24 protein-coding genes and 1 pseudogene are annotated in these 25142 nt (G+C 73.5%); 10 read left to right on the top strand and 15 right to left on the bottom strand.

What is annotated here, in order from left to right; genetic code table 11:
• Positions 1 to 112: 112 nt before the first annotated feature.
• Positions 113 to 268, top strand: coding sequence for a hypothetical protein (locus QSK37_RS45845; RefSeq protein WP_285578574.1), 156 nt, complete (start codon positions 113 to 115; stop codon positions 266 to 268).
• An 11-nt stretch (positions 269 to 279) separates the two neighbouring features.
• Here QSK37_RS45845 and QSK37_RS45840 read toward each other — a convergent pair whose 3' ends face one another.
• Positions 280 to 1575, bottom strand: a complete 1296-nt coding sequence (locus QSK37_RS45840) for an amidohydrolase family protein (protein ID WP_285634680.1) — start codon at positions 1573 to 1575, stop codon at positions 280 to 282.
• A 95-nt stretch (positions 1576 to 1670) separates the two neighbouring features.
• Here QSK37_RS45840 and QSK37_RS45835 point away from each other — a divergent pair, with 95 nt between their 5' ends.
• The gene (locus QSK37_RS45835) at positions 1671 to 2147 is read left to right on the top strand and encodes a MarR family winged helix-turn-helix transcriptional regulator (protein ID WP_285634677.1); all 477 of its coding nucleotides are present in this window, start codon (positions 1671 to 1673) and stop codon (positions 2145 to 2147) included.
• 72 nt (positions 2148 to 2219) lie between these two features.
• Here QSK37_RS45835 and QSK37_RS45830 read toward each other — a convergent pair whose 3' ends face one another.
• The 11 genes from QSK37_RS45830 to aroB all read right to left on the bottom strand — a co-directional run bounded on the left by QSK37_RS45830 (position 2220) and on the right by aroB (position 14930).
• Positions 2220 to 2639 carry a hypothetical protein gene (locus QSK37_RS45830; protein WP_285634674.1) on the bottom strand — a complete coding sequence of 140 codons (420 nt, stop codon included), beginning with the start codon at positions 2637 to 2639 and terminating at the stop codon, positions 2220 to 2222.
• 61 nt (positions 2640 to 2700) lie between these two features.
• Entirely contained in the window at positions 2701 to 3051 is a 351-nt protein-coding gene (locus QSK37_RS45825; protein WP_285634671.1) for an STAS domain-containing protein, read from the bottom strand.
• Positions 3052 to 3243: 192 nt separating this feature from the next.
• Complete coding sequence (locus QSK37_RS45820; RefSeq protein ID WP_285634669.1) at positions 3244 to 3846, bottom strand: hypothetical protein; 603 nt, start codon at positions 3844 to 3846, stop codon at positions 3244 to 3246.
• Positions 3833 to 5419, bottom strand: a complete 1587-nt coding sequence (locus QSK37_RS45815) for a vWA domain-containing protein (protein ID WP_285634666.1) — start codon at positions 5417 to 5419, stop codon at positions 3833 to 3835. The genes QSK37_RS45820 and QSK37_RS45815 overlap by 14 nt, the downstream gene beginning before the upstream one ends.
• Positions 5416 to 6579, bottom strand: a complete 1164-nt coding sequence (locus tag QSK37_RS45810) for a toxic anion resistance protein (protein WP_285634663.1) — start codon at positions 6577 to 6579, stop codon at positions 5416 to 5418. Before QSK37_RS45810 ends, QSK37_RS45815 begins: the two co-directional genes overlap by 4 nt.
• A gap of 26 nt (positions 6580 to 6605) precedes the next feature.
• A complete protein-coding gene (locus tag QSK37_RS45805; RefSeq protein WP_285634660.1) occupies positions 6606 to 7673 on the bottom strand; it encodes a hypothetical protein in 1068 nt (355 codons plus the stop codon).
• A gap of 105 nt (positions 7674 to 7778) precedes the next feature.
• A complete protein-coding gene (locus QSK37_RS45800) occupies positions 7779 to 8636 on the bottom strand; it encodes a TIGR03619 family F420-dependent LLM class oxidoreductase (protein WP_285634657.1) in 858 nt (285 codons plus the stop codon).
• The gene (locus QSK37_RS45795) at positions 8633 to 10147 is read right to left on the bottom strand and encodes a GMC family oxidoreductase (RefSeq protein ID WP_285634654.1); all 1515 of its coding nucleotides are present in this window, start codon (positions 10145 to 10147) and stop codon (positions 8633 to 8635) included. Before QSK37_RS45795 ends, QSK37_RS45800 begins: the two co-directional genes overlap by 4 nt.
• Positions 10148 to 10171: 24 nt before the next feature.
• Positions 10172 to 11275, bottom strand: coding sequence for a sugar phosphate nucleotidyltransferase (locus tag QSK37_RS45790; protein WP_285634650.1), 1104 nt, complete (start codon positions 11273 to 11275; stop codon positions 10172 to 10174).
• Between the two features lie 23 nt (positions 11276 to 11298).
• Positions 11299 to 13554, bottom strand: a complete 2256-nt coding sequence (locus QSK37_RS45785; RefSeq protein WP_285634647.1) for a TIM barrel protein — start codon at positions 13552 to 13554, stop codon at positions 11299 to 11301.
• A 203-nt stretch (positions 13555 to 13757) separates the two neighbouring features.
• Complete coding sequence (gene aroB / locus QSK37_RS45780; RefSeq protein WP_285634642.1) at positions 13758 to 14930, bottom strand: 3-dehydroquinate synthase; 1173 nt, start codon at positions 14928 to 14930, stop codon at positions 13758 to 13760.
• A 276-nt stretch (positions 14931 to 15206) separates the two neighbouring features.
• Here aroB and QSK37_RS45775 point away from each other — a divergent pair, with 276 nt between their 5' ends.
• Genes QSK37_RS45775 through QSK37_RS45760 form a run of 4 tightly spaced genes read left to right on the top strand, consistent with a single transcriptional unit; the run spans position 15207 to position 19874 of the window.
• Positions 15207 to 16127, top strand: a complete 921-nt coding sequence (locus tag QSK37_RS45775) for an SDR family oxidoreductase (RefSeq protein ID WP_285634639.1) — start codon at positions 15207 to 15209, stop codon at positions 16125 to 16127.
• A 26-nt stretch (positions 16128 to 16153) separates the two neighbouring features.
• A complete protein-coding gene (locus QSK37_RS45770) occupies positions 16154 to 17578 on the top strand; it encodes a trehalose-6-phosphate synthase (protein ID WP_285634636.1) in 1425 nt (474 codons plus the stop codon).
• The gene (locus QSK37_RS45765; RefSeq protein ID WP_285634633.1) at positions 17578 to 18837 is read left to right on the top strand and encodes an aspartate aminotransferase family protein; all 1260 of its coding nucleotides are present in this window, start codon (positions 17578 to 17580) and stop codon (positions 18835 to 18837) included. Before QSK37_RS45770 ends, QSK37_RS45765 begins: the two co-directional genes overlap by 1 nt.
• A gap of 32 nt (positions 18838 to 18869) precedes the next feature.
• Positions 18870 to 19874 carry an alcohol dehydrogenase catalytic domain-containing protein gene (locus QSK37_RS45760; RefSeq protein ID WP_285634630.1) on the top strand — a complete coding sequence of 335 codons (1005 nt, stop codon included), beginning with the start codon at positions 18870 to 18872 and terminating at the stop codon, positions 19872 to 19874.
• Here the strand turns inward: QSK37_RS45760 and QSK37_RS45755 are convergent.
• Complete coding sequence (locus QSK37_RS45755) at positions 19783 to 20238, bottom strand: MerR family transcriptional regulator (protein ID WP_285634626.1); 456 nt, start codon at positions 20236 to 20238, stop codon at positions 19783 to 19785. The genes QSK37_RS45760 and QSK37_RS45755 overlap by 92 nt on opposite strands.
• Before the next feature lie 87 nt (positions 20239 to 20325).
• Between QSK37_RS45755 and QSK37_RS45750 the strand changes: the two genes are divergently transcribed.
• The gene (locus QSK37_RS45750; RefSeq protein ID WP_285634623.1) at positions 20326 to 20985 is read left to right on the top strand and encodes an SDR family NAD(P)-dependent oxidoreductase; all 660 of its coding nucleotides are present in this window, start codon (positions 20326 to 20328) and stop codon (positions 20983 to 20985) included.
• Between the two features lie 16 nt (positions 20986 to 21001).
• Here the strand turns inward: QSK37_RS45750 and QSK37_RS45745 are convergent, their stop codons facing one another.
• Positions 21002 to 21859 carry an NADP-dependent oxidoreductase gene (locus tag QSK37_RS45745; protein WP_285634620.1) on the bottom strand — a complete coding sequence of 286 codons (858 nt, stop codon included), beginning with the start codon at positions 21857 to 21859 and terminating at the stop codon, positions 21002 to 21004.
• Between the two features lie 40 nt (positions 21860 to 21899).
• On the opposite strand from QSK37_RS45745, the pseudogene QSK37_RS51970 reads away from it, so the two are divergent.
• A pseudogene (locus QSK37_RS51970) lies at positions 21900 to 22076 on the top strand (helix-turn-helix domain-containing protein); the annotation flags it as partial.
• Positions 22077 to 22460: 384 nt separating this feature from the next.
• On the opposite strand, the gene QSK37_RS45740 reads toward QSK37_RS51970, so the two are convergent.
• Positions 22461 to 23162, bottom strand: coding sequence for an HAD family hydrolase (locus QSK37_RS45740; RefSeq protein WP_285634618.1), 702 nt, complete (start codon positions 23160 to 23162; stop codon positions 22461 to 22463).
• Between the two features lie 177 nt (positions 23163 to 23339).
• Here QSK37_RS45740 and QSK37_RS45735 point away from each other — a divergent pair, with 177 nt between their 5' ends.
• Positions 23340 to 23705, top strand: coding sequence for a histone-like nucleoid-structuring protein Lsr2 (locus QSK37_RS45735; protein ID WP_285578536.1), 366 nt, complete (start codon positions 23340 to 23342; stop codon positions 23703 to 23705).
• Positions 23706 to 23736: 31 nt separating this feature from the next.
• Entirely contained in the window at positions 23737 to 24129 is a 393-nt protein-coding gene (locus QSK37_RS45730; protein ID WP_432705666.1) for a histone-like nucleoid-structuring protein Lsr2, read from the top strand.
• Positions 24130 to 25142: the final 1013 nt, after the last annotated feature.

Genomic DNA, 25142 nt, shown 5'->3' with positions numbered 1-25142 from the left:
AGCCGCATCGTACGACGGGGCCTCCGGCGGCCCCGGTCGCGCGGGGTCCAATGGGCCGCTGACCGGGGATTTTGCCCCGAAAACTGTCGGTACCGGCTGGGAGAATCGACCCATGGTCGCCACCGATCAGGCCGTTCTGGCCGACGTCCTCCTCCTGCTGGTCGAGCGCGAGGACCACCTCGTACGCCGCGTCGGCGAGGAGTGGATCTGCGTACGCCCGCGCCATCGGGGCGATCCCTGCAGCACCGAGTTCACCACCCGGCGGTAGGGGGCGCGGGCTCACCCTGCCGGGGGCGTCCACGAGCCGTCGACCGCGATGCCGGCGGCCGCGGCGATCCGGTCGCGGGACTCCAGCAGCCGGGCGCGCAGCGACGGCAGGTCCACGCCGAGCAGCCGGCCGTCCCGCTTGACCGCCCGGCCGGCGACGAAGACGCTGTCCACCAGGCCGGGATGCCCGGCGGCGACGACCGCGCCGACGGGGTCGGTGACCGGGAAGATCGAGGGGTCCTCGGCGTCGAGCAGGATCAGGTCGGCGTCCTTGCCGACGGTGATGCTGCCCGTCCGGGCGTCGAGCCCGCACGCTCGGGCGCCGTCCACCGTGGCGAACTCGACGAGATCCCGTGCCGTGAGGCCGCCGCCCAGGCCGCGCTGCACGGCGAACGCCGTGCGCATCGTGGCGAATATGTCGCCGCCGGCGGACGGGCAGTCGTCGACCGACAGCGACGGGCGGATCCCGGCGGCGAGCATGCGGCCGGTCTCGGGCCAGCCCATGCCCATCTTCAACTCGACGTCCGGGCTGATCGACACCGAGCACCCCGCATCGGCCATCATCGCCACCTGGTCGTCGGATACGCCGTTGCAGTGCACGAAGGTCGTGCGATCGTCGAGCAGTCCGCGGTCCCGCATGTCGGCGATCGGGCGGCGGCCACTGGGCCAGCCGGTGGCGGAGTGCACGTGCACGCTCACGCGCAGCCCGAGTTCCCGTGCCAGCGCGACATCGGCGGCGGTGGTGTCCATCGTGGTCAGCTGCGGCCCGCGCAGGCCCAGCATCATGCCGTCGCCGGGCAGCTGGGACCGCACACGCGTCACCTCTGCCGCGATGTCCGGCTCGTCGGCGGTGCCCGCGCAGTAGCAGAACACCGAGCGGCCGGGCGCCACGCGCAGCGCCTGGATCGCGGCGTCGGCGTTCGCCGGGCGGTCGGAGCAGTGGAACCAGTCGATCATGGTCGTGACGCCCGAGCCGAGCGCCTCGATCCGGCCGAGCAGGTTGCCCAGGTACACGTCCTCCGGCTGGTAGTGCGGCTTGAGCGTGCCGTGCATGGCGACGCGGTACTGGTCGAAGGTCCAGTCCGCGCCGATGCCGCGGAACGCGGTCTGCCAGGTGTGCCGGTGGGTGTCCACGAAGCCGGGCATCACGATCTTGCCCGTCGCGTCCACGACCTCGGCGTCCGTCGCGTCGACGGCGGCGGCGACCGCGGCGATCCGGCCGTCCTCGACGAGCACGTCGCCCTCCGGGAGATCGCCCACGGCCGGGTCCATGCTGACCACCATGCCGCCGCGCAACAGTGTCCTCATCGGGCCTCCATGCATGCCAGGGAAGAGTTGACGTATCAACTCTAGAGATCGTGAAGTTGACGCGTCAACTCCCGTTCGTCGGTAGGATTCCCGCCATGGCGGAGACCCGGACGCTGGAACCCGAGGAGTGGGAGCTCTGGGACCTCTGGATGCGCGCGCAGCGCGTGCTCACCCAGGAGCTCGATCGTGTTCTGCGGCGCGACTTCGGCATCTCGAAGGCCGAGTTCAGCGTGCTCGTGACGCTGTCGCGGGCGCCCGGCCGCGAGATGCGCGTCAGTGAGCTCTGCGAGTCGCTCGCCTGGGAGAAGAGCCGCGTCTCCCACCAGCTGACGCGCATGGAGAACCGCGGCTTCGTGGAGCGCACCCAGTGCGGGGCCGGCGGCCGCCGCACCCGGATCGGGCTGACCGCCACGGGCCACCGCGCCGCGCAGAGCGCCATCCTCGGGCACGCCGGCAACATCCGCCGTTACTTCCTCGACTCGCTCACGCCCGAGCAGGCCGCGGCCATCCGGGCATGGAGCGAGCAGATGATCGACCAAGTCGAGCCGCCTCACGGTGGGTCCGACGGATGATCATCGCCCGCACCGTCCGGGCGAGTCGCGCCACGGAGCCCCGGCCCGCGTCCGCCACCTCGCCGACTCGCGTCAGCCGGAGGCGCGGGCCGTTCCGCCCGTCGCCGGCGTTGACGGCGGCCGGGACGGCGACGCCGGGGGCGTGACCGAGGGCCGGGCGAGCGCGGCCAGGCCGTCGCCGTCCGGCCTCGGCGCCTCGCCGAGACGCGGCCGCGTGGTCGTGGCCGTCTTCGGGACGGGGGCACCCGGGCCCTTCCGCGGGAAGTAGTACCAGACGACGATCTCGTGGCCGCGTTCCTTGGCCGTCATCTGGACGCGCGAGATGACGCCCTTCGGGCCGATGTCGCGGCGAACGTGCCGTACGAACCCGCGTACCGGGCGCATGTCCAGGCCGCGGCCCTCGCCCGCGGCGTACTCGCGGACGAGAGCCTCGTCCTCGGCGCGCCGCTGTGCGGCGAGGTCGGCCCAGCCGTCGTAGCCGGTCTCTTCCACGTGTCCTCCCGTGACCGCCACCGGTCTCCGCGAAGAACACGGCCGCCGGCCCGGCGAGGGTTCACCGGGGGACGGCGCCGGCGACGCTCGCCTCCACCGGAAACCGCCGGTCGAGGCCCGTCATGGCGGCGATCCGGCGGACCGGGCCGGCCGGCGGCAGGACCAGGCAGATGCGGGTACGCCGGGCCGCCGCCTCCCGTCCGGCGCGCAGGATGACGCCGACGCAGGCGCAGTCGCAGAACTCGGTGGCCGTCAGATCCAGCACCAGGGGGCCGGCGCCGGCGCCGATCAGGCGCAGCAACTGGTCGCGGATCGCGGTCGCGTTGGAGGCGTCGGCTTCGGCCGGGAACGTCCCCACCGTCGCCCCGGACACCGTGGTGACCGAGAGCGGAGAACGGGTAGTGGATGGCATCGACGAGCCGCCTCGGAGTCGGGGACGAGGAGCCGCACTGCTGGACCTGTCGCCCGGTCGCGCGGGCGGTGCTGCCTCAAGGCTCTAATGCCTGACACGCACAGTCAAGCCGTCACGACCGCCCGGCGTGGCGCGGGGGAGACGCGGGAGGAAGACCCGCTGACAGCCGCGCTGACAGTTGCACGGACGGTGTCAGACGGGTGGGGGTTCGGCGTCCCGGTCGCGCAGGTAACGCGTGTGGTCGCGCATCCGCCGTTCCTCCGAAGCGTAGACCTCGCCGGCCGTCCGGGACACCGAGTCGGCGATCAGGTCCAGCTGGGTGGTCAGCTCCTTCGTGGCGTCGCCGCCGTGCCGCGCGCCGTACCAGCGCGGCAGGTTGAGGTAGGACTCCAGGCTCGTCGGCAGGTCGGTGCGGATGGCTCGCGAGACCTCGTACAGCGCGTCCGGCGAGAGGCTGAGCAGGTCGGCGCGTTCCAGCACGTCGCGCAGCATCGCCGTGGTCTCCTCGAACCGTTCCACGGCCGGCGCCGGCAGCCGGTGCGCCGGGACCCGCGCGACCAGCCCGTCCAGGTCCGTGCGCAGCCGCGACGTCTCGGCGACGGTGTCGTCGATCACCAGCCGGACCTTCTCCGGCGGTGCGATGAGCGCCCCCGCGCCGTACAGGCCGGCCACGACGACCGGCCAGTACGGCCCGGCCGTCCCGGCGAAGTACAGTCCCAGGCCGGCCAGCCCGCCCAGGCAGCCGGCGAGGTTCTTGGCCGAACCGAGGTACCGCCACCACCTACTGGTAGCCACGGATCTCCCCGAAGACGGCGGACAGCGACTGGAGCCGGGCGTCGAAGGTACGGCCGCGGGTGAGCGCGGCGAGGGCGTTCATCTCACTCGTCGCCGACTCTCCGAACAGGATCGCGAACACCGGGATCCGCCGCAGCGCGAGCGGCTGCCGCCCGTACCAGGAGCGGAAGTCGGCGAACGAGTCGCCCTGGTTGCTCTCCCCATCCGACATGAGCACGATCGAGGTGATCCGGTCCGTCGCCGAGGACGTGCCGATCGCCGAGTACGCCTGCTCCAGGCTCTCGTAGATCGCGGTGCTGCCCCCGGCGGTCAGCTTCTCCGTGTCGGCGCGGATCCGCGCCAGCGTCGCCGCGGACCCGGTCGCGGGCAGGACGTACGTCGCGGGCCGCCGGGGCGTGCTGCTGAAGGGCAGCAGCGTCACCTGCTCACGGTCGTGGAACCGCTGGAAGCGCCCCGACAGTGACGTGTCCGCGCCGGTCAGCGCGGCCAGCGCCGCCTTCAGCGCCGCCAGCCGTGCGCCGCGCATCGACCCGGACACGTCGAGGACGTACACGGTGCGGGCGGGGCGGCGCAGGCGGTTGAAGTACGCGTCGATCAGCGCGTCGGCGGCCTCGGGACGGGCCGGGAACGGCAGTTCCGGCGGCTGGGCCCCGAACTCCGCGCCGGGACGGACCTCGGGCACGGCCGGCCGGCGGTGCGTCAGGGTCATGACGCGTCGCTGGACGGCGGGCCGCCGCAGGTAGTCGGTGAGCGAGCGCAGGGCCTCCGACGCCCGCTGCGAGGCCGAGGACAGCCGGGTCAGGGGATAGTCCGCGGTGACCACGCCGTCGGCCGGGTAGACGAGTGTGAGCGGCTCGGGCAGCCGGTGCGCGGCGTTCAGCGTGAGCAGCACGGACTCGTAGTTGACCAGGCCGTCCGCACGGCCCGGGTCGGCCGCGTAGGTGTCTGAGAGCCAGCCGGAGGAGCCGGAGGTGATCCGCTGGGCCGAGAAGAACCCCCGCAGGCTCGGCGCGACCCGTTCGACGGCCGGCGCGTCGAGGGCCGATCCGGTGCCGGAGAGCGCCGCGGCCACGCCGACGAGCGCGGAGAACCCCGAGTTGGACGACACCGGATTCGTCATGCCGTACGTGAACTTCCCGGCCGCCGCGGCGGCGGAGATCGCGGCCCAGGTCGGCCGCGTGCGGTCCCAGCCGAGCCGGTGCGCGGCCGACGCCCGCAGCCCGAGCAGCACGGGGGAGGACATGATCTTGACCGAGGGGCCGAGCCGGCTCTGCGCGGCCGGGTGCAGGGCGAGGTAGCGGTTGGAGGAGAACCAGATCGCGTCGTGGCCGCGGCCCGCCGATCCGTCGAGCACCTGCTGGACCCCGGCGAGCGTGCCGGTGTAGTCGACCTTGACTGTTACGCCGATGTCCTTCTCGGCCTGGTCGAGGATCGGCCGCATGTCGGCCAGCTCGCTGCCCGCCAGGATCCGCACCGTCCCGCCACGGCCGCCGGAGTCGCCGTCGCCGCCACCGGTGCACGCGGCGACCAGGCTCAGCGCGCCCGCGACCGCCGCGAGCCGCCACGTCCTCACGCGAGTTCGCCCCGTTCGTGGGCGCGGGCGAGGTGGGCGCTCGCCCGGGTCATCTCGGCGCCCAGCGCCTCCACGGTGGACTGCATGTTCTCCACCGCCTGCACCTTGTAGGCGTCGATCGTGTCGATCGTCCGGTAGATCTGCTCGAACGACTTGCGCAGCGTCTCCAGCCCGACGGCCGGGTCGGCCGCGATGCGCTGGATCTCCCCGCTCTGGCTCTCGAGCATCTCGGCGTTCGCGGCGATGATGTCCTCGGTCGTGCCGCGCAACGCGTTGACCTGCTCGATCACGAGCTTCTGGCTGGACAGGGCGGCGGCGATGGTGACCGCGATCCGCAGGGCCGACACCGTGGTGGTGGCCGCCCGGTCGACGCCCTTGACCAGTTCGTCGTTGTTGCGGCGCACGGTGTCCAGCGCCAGGTACCCCTGGGCGCAGACGGCGAGCTGGGTGAGGATGTCCTGGTGGCGCTGGCGTACGGGGAACAGCACGTCGGCGCGCAGGGCGTTCGCCTTCTCCTCGTCGGGCGTCTGGCGGATCCGATCCTCGACCGCGGCGTCCAGCGCCGAGGCGAGCACCGCGTACTCCTGGAGCTTGCCCATCGTGGCCCACAGCGCGGCGCGCTCGTTCTGGATCGCGGCGTTGTCGCGGCGCAGCTCGTCCTGGCCCGACCGCAGCGAGGCGACGATCTTGTTGATGTTGACGTTCGCGGACTGGTAGCGGGACACGAAGTCGCGCAGGGACCGGCCGAAGGGCAGCTTGGCGAGCAGCCTGCGGCCGGTGAGCCTGCCGGCGTCCTTCGGGTCGAGGTCCTCGACCGTGCGCCGCAGCTCCACCAGGCCGCCGGCCACCCGCTTCTGGGCGTCGGCCGCCTCGCCCCTGGCCCCGGAGAGGGCGGCGACGGAGCGGTTCAGCATCCGGTTCGCGGCCTGCGCCGACGAGCGCATCTCGCCGGCCCCGAGACCGGACACCTGCCCGATCTTGGCCAGGAACTCCGGGCTGCGCGGGTCGAGGCCGGCCAGCTCGTCCACGTACGCACGCGCGCGTTCGGTCAGGGCGTCGCGTGTCGCGTCGTCGAGGGGGATGAGGGTCTCGGCCCGTTCCGCCGGCACGGCGGCGACGGGCTCGGGCGGTGACAGGAAGAGGTCACCGGTCTCTGCCATGGGGTTCTCTCCTTCGATGGCGGCGTTCACCCGTACGCCTTGGCGACCCCGGCGAGCAGGTGTTCGAGGGTGTCGTAGGAGGGGGTGTCGACCACGTCGATCAGGTCGGTGCGGACGGGCACGTGATGGTCGGCGGTCACCGCCGCGAACCGTGCCGGGTCCGCGGTGCGGAAGCCGTGCAGGGCGGCGAGCCGCTGCAGCTCCGGGTCCGAGGTCAGCAGGCGCCCGACGCGGTCGCCCCCGTCGTCGAACGGGATCAGCGTGTGCCGGGACTGCACGGTCGGCGTGGGGTACATGAGCACCATCCCCGCCTTCAGCAGATTCCGTACGGCGGCGTCGACGAACTGCGCCTCATAGACGCAGACCAGCGGCGCCTTGCCCATGCCGAGGGACAGGTAGTCCGCGAACGGGCCCTCGGTGGTGTTGTCGGTGTAGCCCTGGTCGACGAACAGCCCCGTCAGCGTGGGCAGCACGCGACGCTCCTCCGCCGCGCCCCGTACGACCGCGTCGCCGTTGGCCACGTACGAGGCGATGGCCAGGTACATGGCGGCCGAGTTGGAGCTGCGCGGGTCGGTCGTGGAGACCAGGACGTCCCGGCGCACCGGGTACGCCGTGTTGTGCGGGAGCCGGTCCCAGCGCGTGTGCCGCGCGACCAGCCCGAGGTAGCGCGAGACGTCGAACGTCCAGACCGGACCCTGCCGCTTCGCGACGCCGGCGCCGGCGAGGAGATCGGCGATCGGCTGGAACGTCGCGATCGCCATCGGCGACGCGAACGGCGCGTACCGGGCGGTGACGTGCCGCTGCTGCTGGATCCGGTCGGCCGCCGGCGCGCTGGAGGGAAACGCGAAGTCGTACCGGCTCAGATCGACGGAGGTGGCGATCTGGCGGGACCCGGCCGAGTCGACCTCGACCGTGAGCCCGTCGCGGGCGAACGCCTTCCGCACCGCGGGGTCGGCGAAGAACGCCTCTTTCTCCGAGCCGATGACGCCGTGGACCGTGGTGGTCCGGTGGGACGAGCCGTGTCCCCGCAAGAGTGCGATCACCACGCCGGCGAGCAGAACCACCGCCAGTCCGATCGAGAGTATCCGCCGCATTTAGCGGTGATTCTCCGCGCCGTGATCGACCGGCGGAGGACGCGTCGATGGCCGGGGGGTGACCGGGACGTGACGCCTGTGGGGCGCCGGGCTCCCGGCGTCGGGTCAGAGCGCGGCGAGGGACGCCAGGACGCGGTCGGCGAAGTCGGCGAAGGCGTCGGTCAGCTCGTCCACCGGCACCTGCGGCGGGTAGACCAGCACGATCGAGACGCCCATCGCGCGCAGCTCCGCCGCGCGCTCGGCGGTCGGCGGGGCGGCCTCGGCGACCAGCTCGATGGCGTCCGGGTCGCGGCCCGCCGCCTCCGCGGCCCGCCGGCACTCGGCGAACAGCGGTGCCGGGTCGGCGACCGCCGGGAAGAACCCGTCGGCCAGCCGTCCCGCACGGCGTGCCGCCGCGACGCTGTGCCCGCCCATGATCAGCGGGATGCCGCCCGGCCGCACCGGTCTCGGTCGGCAGCGCACGCCCTTCAGCCGGTGGTGGCGTCCGTCGAAGTCCTCGTCGTTCCACAGCGCGCGGAGCACCCCGACGTACTCCTCGAACCGGGCGACCCGGTCGTCGAAATCGACGCCCACGGCTTCGAACTCCTCGCGGAACCAGCCGAGGCCCACGCCGAGCGACAGCCGCCCGCCCGACAGGAAGTCGAGGGTCGCGGTCTCCTTGGCCAGCACCACCGGGTTGCGCTGCGGCAGGATCAGCATCCCGGTGACCAGCCGGACCGTGGAGGTCAGCCCGGCGACGTAGCCGAGCCAGGCGAGCGGGTCGGGGTAGGGCCACTCGGCCGGTACCGGCATGCGCCCGTCGGCGGAGTAGGGGTAGGGCGTGTCGTAGGAGGCGGGCAGCACGACGTGCTCGGGCACCCACAGCGAGTGCGCGCCGTACCGCTCGGCCAGCGTCGCGATCAGGCGTGCCGCCTCCGGCGAGTCGAACGGCGGCATGCTGGGGGACAGCAGACCGACCTTCATCCGGCCTCACTCCTTCCGTGCGCGCCGCTCAGGGAGGCGGCCAGCAGCTCGCCGAGCCGGTCGGCGACCGCCACGGTCGTCAGGTGGGTGTTCGCCCGGGGGATGAGGGGCATCAGCGACGCGTCGGCGACGTAGACGTTCTCCAGGCCGTGCACCCGGCCGCGCTCGTCCGCGACCGCCAGAGGATCGTCCTCGGGGCCCATCGCGCACGTCCCGACCGGATGCCAGTAGCCGTTCGCGTCCGCGAGCACCGACTCCCTCTCCCGGCGCTCGGCAGGCCACGGCGTCAGCCCGGCGAGACCGGCCAGCGGCACGCTGCGCGCCAGCTCGTGCGCCAGGTCGATTCCGTCGAGCACCACCTGCTGGTCGTGGCCCTCGGGGTCGGTGAAGAAGCCGTGCTCGATCACCGGCGGCTCCTCCGGATCAAGCGACCCGGCCCGTACGGAGCCGCGCGCGTCCGGGGCCATCGCGAACACGTAGAACCCGGCCGTCAGCGGCCCGTTGTACAAGCCCTGCGCGTCCTCGGCCGGCGCGGCCGACGGCACGATGTGAAGGTCCCAGAACTCGTCGCGGGCGACACTGGAGCGCGCCTTGATCACCGTCTGGGCGAAGTAGGACTCGGCCGCGTCGGGCATCGCGGCGTGCAGGCTCTCCAGCGGGTCCAGCATCAGGCCGAGCGAGCTGTGGTCGACGAGGTTCTCCCCGACGCCGTCGCGCGGGTGCAGGACCGGCGCGCCGAGCCGGCGCAGCACCGCCTCGGGGCCGACCCCGCTGCGCATCAGCAGCGGAGGGTTGCCGTACGTCCCGCAGCACAGGATCACCGCGTCGGCGGTCAGCAGCCGCTCGCCGTCCTCGCCCGCCACGACCAGCCCGGTCGCCCGCTCGCCCGCGAACTCCAGCCGTACGGCGAGGGACCGGGCCACGATCCGCAGGTTCGGGCGGTCGCGGGCCGGGTCCAGGTAGGCGAACGCGGTGTGCCAGCGGGTGCCGCCCACGGCGTTCAGCGGCACCCAGCCCACGCCCTCGCGCTCGTGCTCGGCGTTGACGTCCTCCAGGTACGGCAGGCCGAGCGCGCGCCCCGCCTCGATCACCGCCTCGTGCCAGGCGGTGCGGTCGTCCGGCGCCACGGGCCGCACGCGCAGCCGGCTCACCGCCCGCCGCAGGTACGGCCGCAGCGTGGCGTTGTCCCATGAGCCGCCGGAGTACGCCGCCCAGGCGTCGTAGTCGGCGGGCGCCCCCAGCGTGGCCCAGCATCCGTTGTGCGCCGAGGAACCGCCGATCACCCGGGCGCGGGCGCAGCAGGACGGCCCCGGGCTCCAGTCGTGCCCGCGGGCCGCCGAGCGCGCGTCCAGGAGTTCGGCCGGCCAGCGTTCGACGTCGAACGTGCCATAGTCGGGCCCGGCCTCGACCAGCCCGACGCTGGTCCGTTCGTCCTCGCTGAGCCGGTTCGCGAGTACGCAGCCGGCGGCGCCGCCACCGACGATCAGTACGTTGAAGTGCGTCTGCCGCACAGAAGGTCCCTTCGGAGGTCGGCGTCAGGCGGGTTCAAGTCCGGCGAGGCCGGTGCGTGGTCCGGTCAGGTCCTCGCCGACCGCCGTGACCGTGTCGGCGAGCCGCGCGCCGGCCCGTACGCGGGCGTCCGGCAGCACCACGGAGCGCTCGATCCGCGCGCCGGGCTCGACCACGCAACCGGGGAACAGCACGCTGGACCGTACGACGGCGTCGCCCGGCACGACGACGCCGTCGCCGAGCAGGCAGCGCGTCTCCGTGTCGAAGCGCGGGGGACCGCCGGCCAGCGTCCGGGGCAGGTCGGCCGGCGGCAGCGGGCTCGGCCGCTCCAGCAGCCTCATCTGCTCCAGGTGGTAGCGCTCCACGGTGCCGATGTCGGCCCAGTAGCCGGAGACCGGGTACGCGAGCACGTGCCGGCCGTCGGCGATCATCGTGGGCAGCACGTCGCGGCTGATGTCGTGCTGCCAACCGTCCTCACCGAGCGCCGCCAGCGAGCCGAGCACCTTCTCCAGCACTTCCGCGCGGAACAGGCAGAAGGCGGTGAACACCAGGTCCGACGTCGGCTCGGCGGGCTTCTCCACCAACCGTCGCACCCGCAGGTCCCCGTCCACCTCGACCATGCCGAACAGCCGCACGAAGCGGCGCTCGATCCGCTGCACGCCGATCGTGACGTCCGCGCCCGCGTCGCGGTGCGCGGCCACCATCGGCCCGTAGTCGAAGGTGTAGACGTGGTCGGCGTGCTGCACCAGCACGTCGCGGACGCCCGGCCCGAACACGTACTCGGCGTTGGTGAGCAGCGCGTCGGCGGTGCCCGACTCGGGCGGCCGTGGCGGCAGCGGTGCCCCGGGCGGCAGGTCGCCCGAACGCACCAGCGTGTCGTGCGGGCCGAAGTGGACCCGGACGCCCGCACCGTCCCAGTACGTGGCGAGGTGGTGGACCAGGTCCCGTTCGCGGTGCATCGACAGCAGCACCACCTCCGGGATCCCGGACCGCGCGGCGTTCGCCACGCTGAAGTCGACCAGGCGGCAGGACGCCGCGTAGGGCACGAGTGGTTTGCACATGTCGTCGGTCAGCCGGCCCATCCGCTCGCCGAGGCCGCCGGCGAGCAGCGCGGCACGGACATCACGCATCATCCGATCCCTTCCGCCGTGGGTCACCAGGTGCGGCCCTGCGGGCCGCTCTGGGGCAGCAGGTCGCGCAGGAGCCGTACGGAGGCCGTCGTGCTCTGCTCCCGCGGCAGCAGGGCGTCCTCGTGCTCGACGTAGAGGACGCCGCGGAAGTCCTCGTCGAGCAGCGCCGACACGATCGCGGGCCACGGCATCTCGCCGGCGCCCAGGGCACGGAACCGGATCGGCGGTCCGGGCCCGTACCGCGACCAGCCGGCCCCGGGCGGCGGCTCCGGACGGCCCCAGCGCTGCAGGTCCTTCGCGTGCGCGGCGCCGAGGCCGGCGCCCCAGCCGCGGACCGCGTCGACCGGGTCGTGGCCGGTGGCGGCCAGGTTGGCCGGGTCGACGCACAGCCGTACCGAGGCCGACGGCTCGGTCTCGGCCGCCGCGTCGAGGAGCTGCCGGGCGCTGGCCCGGTCGTAGACGACCTGCTTGGGGTGCGGCTCGACGAGGAGCGTCACGCCGTGCTCGGCGGCCAGCCGCAGGATCGGCCGCGCCTCCTCGCACCAGAGGGCGATGTTGTCCGCCCAGCTCACCGCGCTGTGCCACCACGACAGCCAGCGCGCCACGTCCGGGACCCCGTACATCAGCCGGACGTGGGGCGCGCCGAGGTCGGCGGCGAGCCGCACGGTGTCCATCGCGGATCGCAGCGCGTGCTCCCGCTTGTCCGCGGCCGAGCCCGCGAGGACCGGGTCGGTGTGCGGGCCGTGCGGACCGAGCAGCAACTGGCTGTCGCGGCTGTTGCTCACGCACTCCACCGCGGTGCCGGCGACCGCCGCGCGCAGCTCGGCCCGGTGTTCCCTGTCCCGCGCCCAGCGCACCAGGTCGACCAGGCCGGACGTGCTGTCGGTGGGCAGGTCCACCGCGTCCACACCGCAGCGCGCGGCGTGCTCCAACGCGGTGTCCAGCCGCGACCCGCCCCAGGCGGCGAGACACAGCCCGACACCCACCGGCCGGTCCCCGGGGCTCCGCAGGGGGCGGCGCGCGGACCGCGCGCGGTGGTTCGGTCGGTGGAGGCCGGGTGGCTTGTCGGCGGGGTTTGCCGCGTTCGCGGGTGGTGTGGGGTGGTTTGGTGGGTGGGGGTCGGGTGGCTCGTCGGCGGGGTTTGCCGCGTTCGCGGGTGGTGTGGGGTTGTTTGCTGGGTGGAGATTGAGCGGCCCGTCGGCGGGGTCTCCCGCGTTCGCGGGCGGTGTGCGGTGCTCCCGTGGGTCGAGGTCGAGCGACCGGACGGCGTGGCCCACCGCGCTCGCGGGCGGCCGTACCTCCCCGTCGTCGCGTGCGAGGCTCCGCAGCGCCGCGTACACGGCCTCCGCCGGCCGGTCCACCGGCACGACCTCGGCGGCGCCCGCCTCGGTGCACAGCCGCCGGTCGAGCTCGGCCAGAAACGGCGGGCAGCCGCGCAGGACGCCGCCGCCGGCGGCCACCGACCACGCGCCGGTGAGCCCGGCGCGATCGCGGGCGGCACGGACGCCCAGGACGAGCTCGCCGACCGCCGCCGACACCAGCGAGGCCGCCACGGCGTCACCGTCGAGCCAGGCGTCGCAGACCGCCGGCGCCAGGGCGGCGACCGCGGCCTTGGGGAACGCCTCGGCGGCCAGCGCGCGGGCCAGTTCCACCGGCGACCGGCCCCCGGCGAGACCGGTCAGCCGGGCCGCGATCGCGGTCGCGGATCCGCGTCCGTCCACGGCGCGGACGGCGGCGCGCAGCCCGTCCAGGCCGAGGGTGAAGGCGCTGCCCTCGTCGCTGCCGAGGTACTCGCAACCGCCGACCCGGCACAGCGCGTCCGCGCCGTCGGCGGCGGCGAATCCCGAGCCGGTGCCGCACACCAGCACGACACCGCGGCCGGAGAGCGGCGGCGCGACCAGCCAGGGCACGCAGTCGTTGGAGACCAGCAACCGCCCGCGCACACCGGCCGCCCGCGCGAGGTCGCGCAGGCGGAGCGGCTCGTCCGCACCGACGTCCAGGTCGACCGCGGCGGTGGCGATCCACCCCGTACCGTCCCGCCCGTCCAGCGCCGCCGCGACGTCACCGAACAGGTCGCGCAGGGTCCGCGCCGCCGGCCCGGCTCCGACCGAGGCCGGGTTGACCGACCCGTAGGTCCTGACCTCCCCGGCCCCGGGAAGGACCGCCGTCGTCGTACTCCCACCCGCGTCGACCGCCCACAACGCGGTCGTGAGGCCTCCTTCGTCGGGGGGAGTGACCACCGGGCCGTGCTTTCTGGTTCTCTCGCTTCGCTCGGTCACGGGGCCTCCTTCGTCGGAGGGGGTGACCACCGGGCCGTGCTTTCTGGTTCTCTCGCTTCGCTCGGTCACGGGGCCTCCTTCGTCGGAGGGGGTGACCACCGGGCCGTGCTTTCTGGTTCTCTCGCTTCGTTCGGTCACGGGGCCTCCTTCGTCGGAGGGGGTGACCACCGGGCCGTGCTTTCTGGTTCCCTCGCTTCGCTCGGTCACGGGCCGCCCACCGGGACGTCGTCGGAGACGGTGCGGAGCAGGGCCTGCCGCACCTCGTCCTCGGTGACGTCTTCGGCGATGAGCGTGGTGCCCAGCTCGACCGGGAGGACGAAGCGCAGGCTGCCGTCCCGGATCTCGCGGATCTTGTCCAGCGCGCCGAGCACGTCGTCGATGCGCGGCACGGAGCGGAGCTGTTCGAGCCGCACCGGAAGGCCGAGCCGCCGGATCAGGTCGACGATCCGCTCGGCGAGGGCGGCGTCGAGCAGGCCGCGAGCGCGGGAGATGTCCAGCGCCACGACCATCCCGTACGCGACCGCCTCCCCGTGCAGGACGGGCCCGTACCCGGTGGTCGTCTCGACCGCGTGCCCGACGGTGTGCCCGAAGTTCAGCGGGCGGCGCAGATCCACCTCGTACGGGTCGCGGCCGACGAGTTCGGTCTTGATCGCGCTGGCCGCCCGGACGAGCGGCCCGACCGCCGAAGAATGGCATCCCACCAGCGCGTCGGTGTGCCGCTCGATGTATTCGAAGAGTTCCGGTGAGGCGATTATCGCTTTTTTCAGGGCTTCGGCAAGTCCTGAGCGCGCCTGCCGCGGGTCGAGCGTCTCGAGGAACTCCAGGCAGGAAATGACGGCGCGCGGCTGGTAGAACGCGCCGACCAGGTTCTTTGCGGCATTGTGGTCGACCGCCACCTTTCCGCCGATACCGGCGTCGACCTGGGCGAGAAGGGTCGTGGGGACGTTGATGTACGGCACGCCGCGCATGAAGGCGCTGGCGACCCAGCCGACGGTATCCATGATCATTCCGCCGCCGAGGGCCACCACCACGTCCCGGCGTGCGAGGCCGAGCTGGGCCAGCCAGTCGAGGAGCCGGTAGGCGGTGTCCAGGCTCTTGCTGCGTTCGCCGGCGTCGACGACCATGCTGCCCAGCAGCAGGCCACGCTGGTCGAGGGTCTCGGTGAGCCGGTAGGCGGGAAGCGACGCGACGGTGCGCTCGGTGATCACCGCGGCGCGGCGTCCGTCGAGTTCGCCGATCAGTACGTCGGCCGCGGCCGACGCTTCGGGCACCACATGGATGCGGTAGGTGTCCCGTCGTTCGAGGCTGACCTCGATGGCCGACGAGTTCGCGGACAGTGGGATCCGATCACGAACGATATAGCTGTTCTCGGCCATCGGACTCCTTTTTTACCAAGATCCACCAATCGGGTCAGGCAGGCCACTCCGGTGCGAGAGTAATCTTCTCGGCCAAATGTTTATCAAACACGACTTTGGGCCAAAGATCGTGATGATGCACCTGAGCGAGGGCGCCGTTCCCGGCGCCGAACCAGTGACGCCGCCGGTACGAGGGGCGTCGACCCTCACAAACCGATCACCCCGACCGACGAGCCGATTCCGGAACCCGCCGATCGTGCCCGAAAGCGCGTGTCACGAGGCCGGACCGTGCTGACGATGGTCGTCGGCAGCGGCTACCTCGGCGGCCGCATCGGCGCCCACATGCGTGGGCTGGGCGGCCGGGCGGTCCTGTGCTCCCGGCGCCCGCCGACCGCCCGGTCCGCGGACGGCACGCCGTGGAGCGAGCTCGACGTACGGGACGGCCGCGCCTGCGCCGAGACGGTGCGGCGCCTCGCGCCGGACGCCCTGGTCGTCGTGCACGGGCCCTCCGACATCACCTGGTGCGAGCGGCACGCCGACGAGGCCATGGCCGCGCACGGCGCCGGCGCCGCCAACCTCGCGGCCGCCGCCGACGGGCGGCCCGTCCTGCTGATCTCGACCGACAACGTCTTTCCCGGCACCCGCCACAGCTACGGCGAGTCCGATCCGGTGGCGCCCGCCAACGCGTACGGCCGGGCGAAACTGGCCGGCGAGCGGACCCTGCTCGACACCGGGAACGCCCTGGTGCTGCGGGTCAGCCTCGTCTACGGCTGGGACCCCGACGGGCACCGGCCCAACTACTTCACCACCTGCGTGCGCGGGCTGCGCGACGGCCGCGCCGTCCCGGCGCCCGCCGACCACTGGAACACCCCGGTCCTGGTCGACGACGTCGCCGCCTGGTCCGCCGCGCTGCTGCACGCCGGGCGTACGGGCGTGCTCCACCTGGGCGGGCCCGAACGCCTGTCCCGGTACGAGTGGGCCGGCCGGATCGCCAAGGGACTCGGCCTGGACGACCGGCCGATCCGCCCGACCGCCAAGGCCGGTACGCCGTACGCCTGCCGGCCCGACAACGCCTGCCTGCACAGCGAGCGGGCGGCGGACCTGCCGGAGCTGGCCGGGCTGCGTCCGGCCGACGTCGACGAGGGCACCCGCCGCCTGGCGTCCGTGGCCCTCGCCGAGGCAACACCCGAACCACGACCTGCGGAGGATCGCCTGTGAGCGAGCGAACCGACGAAGGAGGGGCCGTGACCAGACGCGTCTTCCTCGCCAGCAAGCGCGCGGTGGTGACCTACGCGCCCGAGCCGGAGACCGGGCAGCTGCGCGCGTGGCTGGCCCCCGGCGGCACCGGGAACGTCGTCGCCGAGCAGGCCGGCTACCTGGACGTCGCGTGGATCGTCAGCGCGGACAGCGACGACGACCACCGGGCCGCCCTGGAGAACCCCGACGGCATGCGCATCGAGCTGCCGTCGGGCCGCGGGGTACGCCTCCACCAGCTGCGCCACGACCGCGAGACCTTCCGCGTCGTGCAGAACTTCTTCACCGCCGAGCTGATGTGGGCCGGCAACAACTACGGCTGGGACCGGTGGACGCAGCCGTCCTTCGGCGACGAGACGCGGGCGGCCTGGGAGCGCTTCGGGGAGTTCACCGAGGACTTCGCCGGCGAGATGCTGCGGCGCTCCGAGGGTGAGTCCGACCCGGTCTTCCTCGTCCATGATTACCAGCTCGTGTGCGTCCCCGCGCGGCTGCGGGAGAAGCGCCCCGACGCGCCGATTCTGCTGTTCGTGCACATCCCGTGGCCCTCGGCCGACTACTGGCGCATCCTGCCGCGCGTGATGCGCGTCGGTGTGCTGGAGGGCATGCTCGCCGCCGACACGATCGGCTTCTTCGCCCGCCGCTGGAGCGCGAACTTCCTCGCCTGCGTCGCCGACCTGCTGCCGGACGCCGAGGTCGACCTTCAGGCCGGCACCGTACGGCGCGGCGGGCACCTGACCCGGGTCCGCACCCAGCCGCTCGGCTACAGCCCCGAGACGCTCCACCGCCGCGACGCGCGGCTGCCCGACGGCATCGCGGAGTGGGCCGGCGACCGCCCGCTCGTGGTGCACTCCGGGCGCACCGACCCGATCAAGAACGGTGAGCGAGCGGTACGCGCCTTCGTCCTCGCCGTGCGGCGGGAGGAACGGCTGCGCGACGCGCGCATGCTGGTGCGGATGAACCCGAACCGGCTGTACGTCGAGGCCAACGCGGAGTACCGACGGCGCGTGGAGAAGGCCGTCGCCGAGGCCAACGCCGAACTGGGGCCCGACACCGTGCGCACGCACTGCGACAACGAGGTCGGCCACAGCTTCGGCTGCTTCGAGCGCGCCGACCTGCTGATGTTCAACTCCACCGTCGACGGCCAGAACCTCAGCGTCTTCGAGGCGCCGCTGGTCAACGAGCGCGACGCCGACGTGGTGCTGTCGGAGATGGCCGGCGCGGCCGAGATCCTCGGCCCGGTGTGCCGTACGGTCAACCCGTACGACCTGGTCGAGCAGGCCGACGCGATCGCCGCCGGGCTGCTCGCCTCTCCGGCCGAGCGCGCGGAGGCGGCACGGCTGCGCCGCGAGACCGCGCGGCCGTGGACGCTCGAGTCGTGGGTCACCGCCCAGCTCGCCAGCCTGGACGTGCGGTGATGGAGGCGACCGACGCACGGGCCTTCGCCTACTACGAGCTCGGCGACGCGGAACTGGTGCACGGCGAGGGCGTCCGCGTGTGGGACTCCGAGGGCCGGGAGTACCTCGACTGCGTGTCCGGCACCTTCAACCTCGTGCTCGGGCACAACCACCCGGCGGTGGTCGCGGCGGTGCGCGGCCAGCTCGACGACCTGGTGTTCGCCAGCTCCTCCTTCCGGACCACACCGACCGACCGGGTGATGGAACTGCTCGTGGAGCTGAGCCCGCCCTCGCTCACCCGGGTCAACCTGCGCAGCACCGGCGGCTCGACGGCCAACGAGGGCGCCATCAAGATCGCCCAGTGGCTCACCGGGAAGCGCGACGTCATCGTGCCCTTCCGCGGGCACGTCGGCCAGAGCATCGCCGCCACGAGCTACAACGGGACCTCACGGATGCGCGAGCCGTTCCCGTACCACCTGCCGGGCGCCGTGCACGTGCCCGAACCGTACTGCTTCCGCTGCTTCTACCGGCAGACACCGGACACCTGCGGCATGTGGTGCGTCGACCGGATCGAGGACTTCATCACCTACGCCAGCTCCGGCAGCGTGGCGGCGATGATCATCGAGCCGATCAGCGGAGTGGGCGGCAACGTCGTGCCGCCGCCGGGCTACCTCCAGCGGCTCAAGGAGTTCTGCGACGAGCGCGGCATCATCCTGATCTTCGACGAGAACCAGACCGGGCTCGGCCGCACCGGCAGCCTGTTCGCCGCCGACCACTTCGGCGTCACCCCGCACATCATGACGCTGTCGAAGGGCCTGACCGGCAGCGGTTTCCCGCTGGCCGCCATCCTCACCGAGGAACGCCTGGTCGGCATGCCGCGCTCGATGCACGGCTTCACGTACGGCAGCCACACCCTGTCCGCCGCGGCCGCCGTCGCGACGCTGAACGAGGTGCGGCGCCCGGAGTTCCTCGCCGGCGTGCGGACCACCGGCGCCGCCCTCGTGGACCGGCTGCGCGGGCTCCAGACCGACTTCCCGTGCGTGGGCGACGTCCGCGGCGTCGGCCTCATGCTGGGCGTCGAACTGGTCGAGCCCGACGGCTCCCGCTCGAACCGGCTGGCCACCGCGCTGAACAAGGCGCTCACGGACCTGCGGGTCATCACCCGCGTGTCCGAGCACGGCCAGGGCAACGTCATCGAGCTGCGGCCGCCGCTGGTGCTGTCGGTCGAGGACGCGAACCTGGTCGCGGACCGGTTCGGTGAGGCGCTGGAGACCCTTTGACACCCGGCGCCGAACCGGCCACACGGACGCCGATGAGCGTCGAGCTGACGCCCGCCGGGCCGCGCCTGTCCTGCGAGCGACCACGGCGGCCGGACACGCCCCACGCCGTGCTGGTCGAACCGGCTCTCGTCGGCGTCTGCCGCTCCGATCTGAAGGAGATCGGCGGACGGCGGCCGGGCCCGAGCCAGTTCGGCCACGAGCTGGTCGGAGTCGTGACGCGCAGCTCGACGCCGCGGCTCCCGGTCGGCTCGCGGGTCTGCCTCGACCCGAACGTCCCGCTGCGGCGGGGGACCGGCTTCGCCCGCCGGATGTGGGCGGGCGGGGAGGCCTCCGCGCTCGCGCGGGCGCTGCCGCCGGCTCCGGCGGGGGTCGGCGAGCGGCGGCTGGTCTTCGCCGAGCCGCTGGCCTGCGCCGCCCACTGCCTCACCATGACCCGCCACCACCTCGGCGCCGCCGACCTGCGCGGCGCGCGGATCTGTGTGCTGGGCGCGGGCATGGCGGGTGTGCTCATCGCCCGGCTGGCCGAGGCGGACGGCGCCCACGTGCTGCTGGCCAACCGTGACCGGGACCGGCTGGACTTCCTCGCCGAGCGCGCCGCCCTGCCGTCCGGCGGCGGCGCGAGGCTGGCCGAGACGCCCGGCGGTGCGTACGACGTCGCGGTGGTCGCGACGAGCTTCGTCCTGCCCGAGCTGCTGGAGCGGGCCCTGACGTCCGTACGCCGCGACGGCCTGGTCATGCTGTACGGCGGGACCGCGGCCGGCGACCGGCTGCCGGGCCTCGCCTGCGACCTGGACCGCGTGCGGCGCTCCGAGCTCGTCGAGGCCGTCGCGTGGCGGGGCCGCCCGGCCCTCGTGGGCGGCAGCTACGGGACCACGCGCGACGACTTCGCGCACGCGCTGCGCGCGCTGTCCGACACACCGGACGGCCTCGGCGTCGAGCGGCTCGTCACCGCGGAGGTCTCGCTGCCGGAACTGCCCGCCACCCTTCGCCGCCTCGCGGCGGAGCGATTGTTCGGGAAGGTGCTGATGCGTCCGTGAACCCCGGCTGCCCCAGGGCGGCGGCGAGCATGGTGTCGAGCGCCTGCTGGGACGACTGAAGCCGGGTGATCGCCTCGGCGATGCGGTGGCGCTCCCGCCGCAGGTCGGTGACCATTCCGGGGCAGGACGACGGGACCAGCCGCTCACCGTCGTCGTGCACGCAGTCCAGCAGCCGCGCGATCACCGTGGTGGGCAGGCCGGCGGCCAGCAGGTCGCGGATGTGACGCACCGCGGTGACGTCGGATTCGGCGAACTCCCGGTAGCCGTTGGCCAGCCGCAGCGGCCGGAGCAGACCCTGCTCCTCGTAGTAGCGCAGCAGCCGCCGGCTGACGCCCGTCCGCTGGGCCAGGGCACCGATCCGCATGTGACTCCCCGCTCCGGGTTGACCTTCACACCGATGTGACACCTTAACGTCCCGGTTGTCGGTCCTCATCCAGAGAAGGAGCAGGTCATGCCGGGAGCAGTGGTCATCGGAGCCGGGCCGGGGATCGGCCGGTCGGTCGCCCGGCGGTTCGCCCGCGAGGGCCTGCCGGTCGCCCTCATCACCCGGAACGCCGGAACGCTCGCCGGCGCGGCCGAAGCCGTGTCGGCGTTCGGCGTGCCGGTGGTCCCGCTGACCGCCGACAGCACCGACGAGACGGAGCTGCGCGCCGCCCTCGACGCGGCGTCCGGCGCGCTCGGCCTCCCGGACGCCGTCGTCTACAACGCGGCCCTCATCCGCCCGGACCGGCCCGGGGAGGCGTCCGCGCGGGCCCAGCTGGACGCCTGGGCGGTCAACGTGGTCGGAGCGCTCATCGCCGCCGCCCACGTCGCGCCGGAGATGGCGCGGCGGGGGAGCGGCTCGTTCCTCATCACCGGCGGCATGCCCGAGCCGAAGGCGGAGTACGTCAGTCTCTCACTCGGCAAGGCGGGAGTACGGACGCTGGTGGAACTGCTCGACCAGGAGTACGGGCCCGCGGGCGTCCACGTCGCCAGCGTCACGGTGGCCGGTCCCGTCGCCGCCGGCACCGCGTTCGACCCGGACGACATCGCCGAGCACTACTGGCGGCTGCACACGCAGTCGCGAGACCGGTGGGAGCGAGAGGTCCTCCACGGCCCCGAGCCGGCGTGACCGCCCGGCCCGGCCGTCAGCCGGCACCGCGCATCCCCGCGAGGTCGATGACGATCTTGCCCTGCCGTGGTCCCCGAGCGGCGGCCGCGTGGGCCTCGGCCGCCCGTGCCGCGGGGAAGACCCGCTCAACCGGGATCCGGACCCGCCCCTCGGCCGAGAGAGCGGCGGCGAGTGCGAGTCCGTGCCGTCCGTCCGGCTCTCCGCCGTACCGGCCGCGCGAGAGCCGCACTCCGCGCTCCGGGCCGGTGAAGTCCGCGAGGGTGACCACCGTCGCCGTGCCGGTGACGGTGATGAGCTCCTCGAGCGAGCCCGCGCCGGCGACGTCGAGCGCCAGGTCGACCCGCGGGACGCCGAGAGCGCGGACCCGCCCGGCCAGTCCCGGACCGTACGCGACGGGCGTCGCGCCGAGCCCGGCGAGGAGGATATGACTCTCGGGCCGGGTCGTCCCGATCACGCGAGCCCCGCGCGCCGTCGCGAGCTGGACCGCGACGCTCCCGACGCCGCCCGCCGCCCCGTCGATCAGCAGCGTCGTCCCCTCGCCGGCGCCGAGCAGGTCGAGGGCCCGGGTCGCCGTCTCGGCGCTCGTGCCGGCGGCGCCCGCCTCCTCCCAGGGCATGGAGCTCGGTTTCGCGGCCCAGAACGCCGGCACGGCGAACTCGGCGCTCGCACCGCCCAGGCGGGCGACGTCGACCGCGCCGAACATGTCGTCCCCGTTCGTGAAACCGGCGACTCCCGCGCCGACCTCATCGATCACCCCGGCCGCGTCGGCCCCGGGGACGTGCGGCAGGGCGAGACCGTCACGCGAGGGGGAGTCGCCGGCCCGCAGGGCGAGGTCGACGGGTGAGACGCCGGCCGTTCGCACCCTGATCCGCACTTCGCCTGTTCCGGATCGCCGGAGAGTGAGAGGTGCGCGGATGACGGTCACTCGGAGACCTCGGGTGGACGCGGAACACAACCGCCGGCACATCGTCACCGTGGCGCGCGCCGCGTTCGCCGACCAAGGGCTGGACCTGCCGATGCGCGAGATCGCTCGGCGGGCGGGCCCGGGCATCGCGACGGTCTACCGGCACTTCCCCACACGGACGGATCTGGTCGCCGCCGCTCTCGCCGAGCATGTGGCCGCGTGCCGCGCGGACCTGCGGGCGGCCCTCGACGAGCCCGACGCCTGGCGTGCGCTGAGCGGGACCATCCGCCGTTTCGCGGAGCGCCGGATCCGGGACCGGGGACTGAACGAGGCGCTGTTCGGCTCCCACCCCGCGGCGGCCGCGTTCGCCGAAGACCGCCGCGCGCACGCGAGGGAACTGGAACGGCTCGTCGACCGCGCTCGCGGCGCCGGTGCGGTCCCGAGCCGAGGTGTCCGTGGAGGACGTACGCGCCGGTCTGACGGCCATCGCGTCCCTCCAGGCGCTCCGGCCGGAGCGGGCGGCGCCCTCGACGTGGAGGCTGGTGGATCTGCTTCTGGCCGGGCTGTCGGCCTAGAGCGCGAGGCGGAGCACGGCCGCGAGGCCGCGTGGCGTGTTCGCGTCGCGTTCGCTCGGGAGCAGGTAGACCGGCAGGCCCGCGCGTACCGCCGCGCCGTCCTTCACCGGGTCGTCGCCGACGTACAGCACGCGGGCCGGTTGGGCGCCCAGGCGCTCGCAGGCGAGCGCGAACAACGCGGGGTCGGGCTTGGCGACACCGTGCTCGCACGAGAGGACGACCGTGCGCAGCGAGGTCAGCGCGCCGACCCGTTCGAAGGCCGGCCGGATGTCCCAGCCGATGTTGCTGAGCACACCGACGGGCACTCCGGCGTCGCGCAACGCGCCCAGCACCGGCACGGTGTCCGGGTACGGGCTCCAGGCGCCGGGGTCGGTGAGGCAGGAGTACACCGCCTCGGTGAGTTCCGGACCGAACGGCCCGGCCTCGGCGATCAGTTTGGTCCAGACCGTCCGGTGCGCCTGCTGGGACAGGTCGCAGCCCTCGCGCGCGGCGAACCCCGCAGGGGAGTCGACGTGGCGCAGGGTCCGCCGGATGACGTCCTCGGCCTCGGCCGCGCCGAGGGTCACACCCTGCCGCGCGGCCGCAGCGACCAGCGCCGGCGCGTCAAGGACTCCGGTGTCGTCGAACAGCGTCCCGGAGAAGTCGAACAGGACCGCTTCCACGCGCTCGCTCACTGATCCGTCCACTGGTTCGCCCACGGCGACAGCATAGAGAACCGCGCGTGTCGCACAAGATCCGGATGCCGGGCGGCGGTGACGGTGGCCGGTGTTCCGCCGCGGGCGCCATAACGACGCGTCGAGGCGCCCGGATGCCCCTTCTACGGGTGCCGAAATACTATCCTTGCTCAGGCAACGTCCCCGAGAAAGGAACGATTAGTGGCAACCAGGGTCATCATGGTGGATGATTTCGACGGTCATGACGGCGAGGACGTCGCGAAGCGGGATTTCGAGATCGGCGAGAGCACTTACACCATCGATCTCGGTGATGAGAACTTCAAGAAACTGCAAGAGGCGATCGAGGTCCTCAGGCCGTATCTGGAGAAGGCGACCCGGGTGAAGCAGGCGGGCCGCTCCCGTCGGCCGACCGCCGACACGGCCCCTCGCCTGCGCGGATACTCTAACAGTGACGTGCGTGAATGGGCCAGGCAGGAAGGCGTCGAGGTCAGCGCGCGGGGGAAGATCGGTGATGAGGTCTATGAGAAGTTCATAGCGGCTCACCCCGACGCCAACCCGGATGACTGACTGGCCGTGAGAGACTGCAGGAGATATTGAGATGGCACAAGAAACGATCGTTCGGCTCCTCGATGACATCGACGGCAAGCCGGCGGACGAGACGGTGAGCTTTTCACTCGACGGCGTCCCCTACGAAATCGATCTCAGGTCGAAAAACGCGGACAAGCTTCGCAAGGTGTTCGCGCCGTACGTTGAGAAGGGGCGCAAGGCCGGCGCTCGCCGCACCGGACGCGGAGGACGCGGCCGCACGGCGCACAACCGTGAGCGTGCTGCCGACATCCGGGGCTGGGCGAAGGAACACGGGATCTCCATCAACGACCGGGGCCGGATCCCCGCTGAGATCGTCCAGGCGTACGAGGCGAAGGATCCCGGCCGGGCCAAGAACCCGGGCGCGAAGGTCCCCCAGACGAAGTTCCAGGCCGCGAGTCGCTGAGCGACCTCGCCGCCCGGCCCGCACCGGCACGATGACGGCCGCCGGGCCACCACCGGTCCGGCCCTCGCCGGGTGGGCCGAGCACCGGACATCGCGCGTAGCCGTGGCGCCACCGAGAGCGCCGCGGCCCCGCCGTCCCGGCCCGCACGGCATGATGATCGCCGCCGGGCCGGTACGCGGGTGGGCCGTCGCCGGCTGGGCCGAGCACCGGATATCGCGCGTGGCCGTTGCACCGCGGCCCACCGATGCGGGCCCTCCCGCGGCGCTCGCCGTCGGCGTCGCGGGTCGGAAGCGGCCACGCGTCGGCGGCCGCCGGCGTCCGCGTCTCACGGGCCGTCTCGGCCTGCCGGTGGGGTTCGTTCCCCGTCCCGGCGATCGGCCGGTCGTGCCGATCGAGGCGGCGCCGTTCTCGTTCGCCCGCCTGCCTCGTGCCGCCGGGGTGGGTGCGGCCGGCATCGTCTGGCCGAGGTCGGCCTGGGGTGCCGGCCGCCCGCGACGGGGCATGACCGTCGCCTCGGACGCGACGGCGACGACCCGCAGCGGTGCCGGCATCGGTGATCCGCGGCTGTACGTCGCGGCCGGTGGCGCCCGCCTTTCACGGGCCGTCTCCGCTCGCCCGTGGGGTTCGTCGCCCACCCCGGCGATCGGCCGGCCGGGGCGGCGCCGTTCTCGTTCGCCGGCCGGCTTCGTGCCGCCGGGATGGTGCGGTGGGCATCGTCCGGCGACGGCTGCGTCGGATTCACCTTCGGCGTTCAAGCCACCGGGTGCCACTGCCGCCTGCCGCCTGCCGCCGGGCGCGGCGGCGGACGGCGCGGCGTGGCCTGACGGGTCACCGGCGCGGGTGCCGCGTCGCCCGGCGTCGACCGGTCGGGCGTCGTCACCGTGAACGACCGGTCCCCGGCGCGGTCCTGTGAGTTCACCGCGCGGGATGCGCGCGCACGCCGGTCCGCACCACGCAGGCCAAGGCGCTGCGAACGAGTGCGCGCACCGGCCTAGGACCTTCTCTTCTCCACC

Origin of the sequence: Actinoallomurus iriomotensis, from assembly GCF_030269445.1 — a bacterium.
Classification (GTDB): domain Bacteria; phylum Actinomycetota; class Actinomycetes; order Streptosporangiales; family Streptosporangiaceae; genus Actinoallomurus; species Actinoallomurus iriomotensis.
The sequence above is the reverse complement of the archived record's forward strand: the minus strand, read 5'-3'. Positions and strand labels throughout refer to the sequence as shown.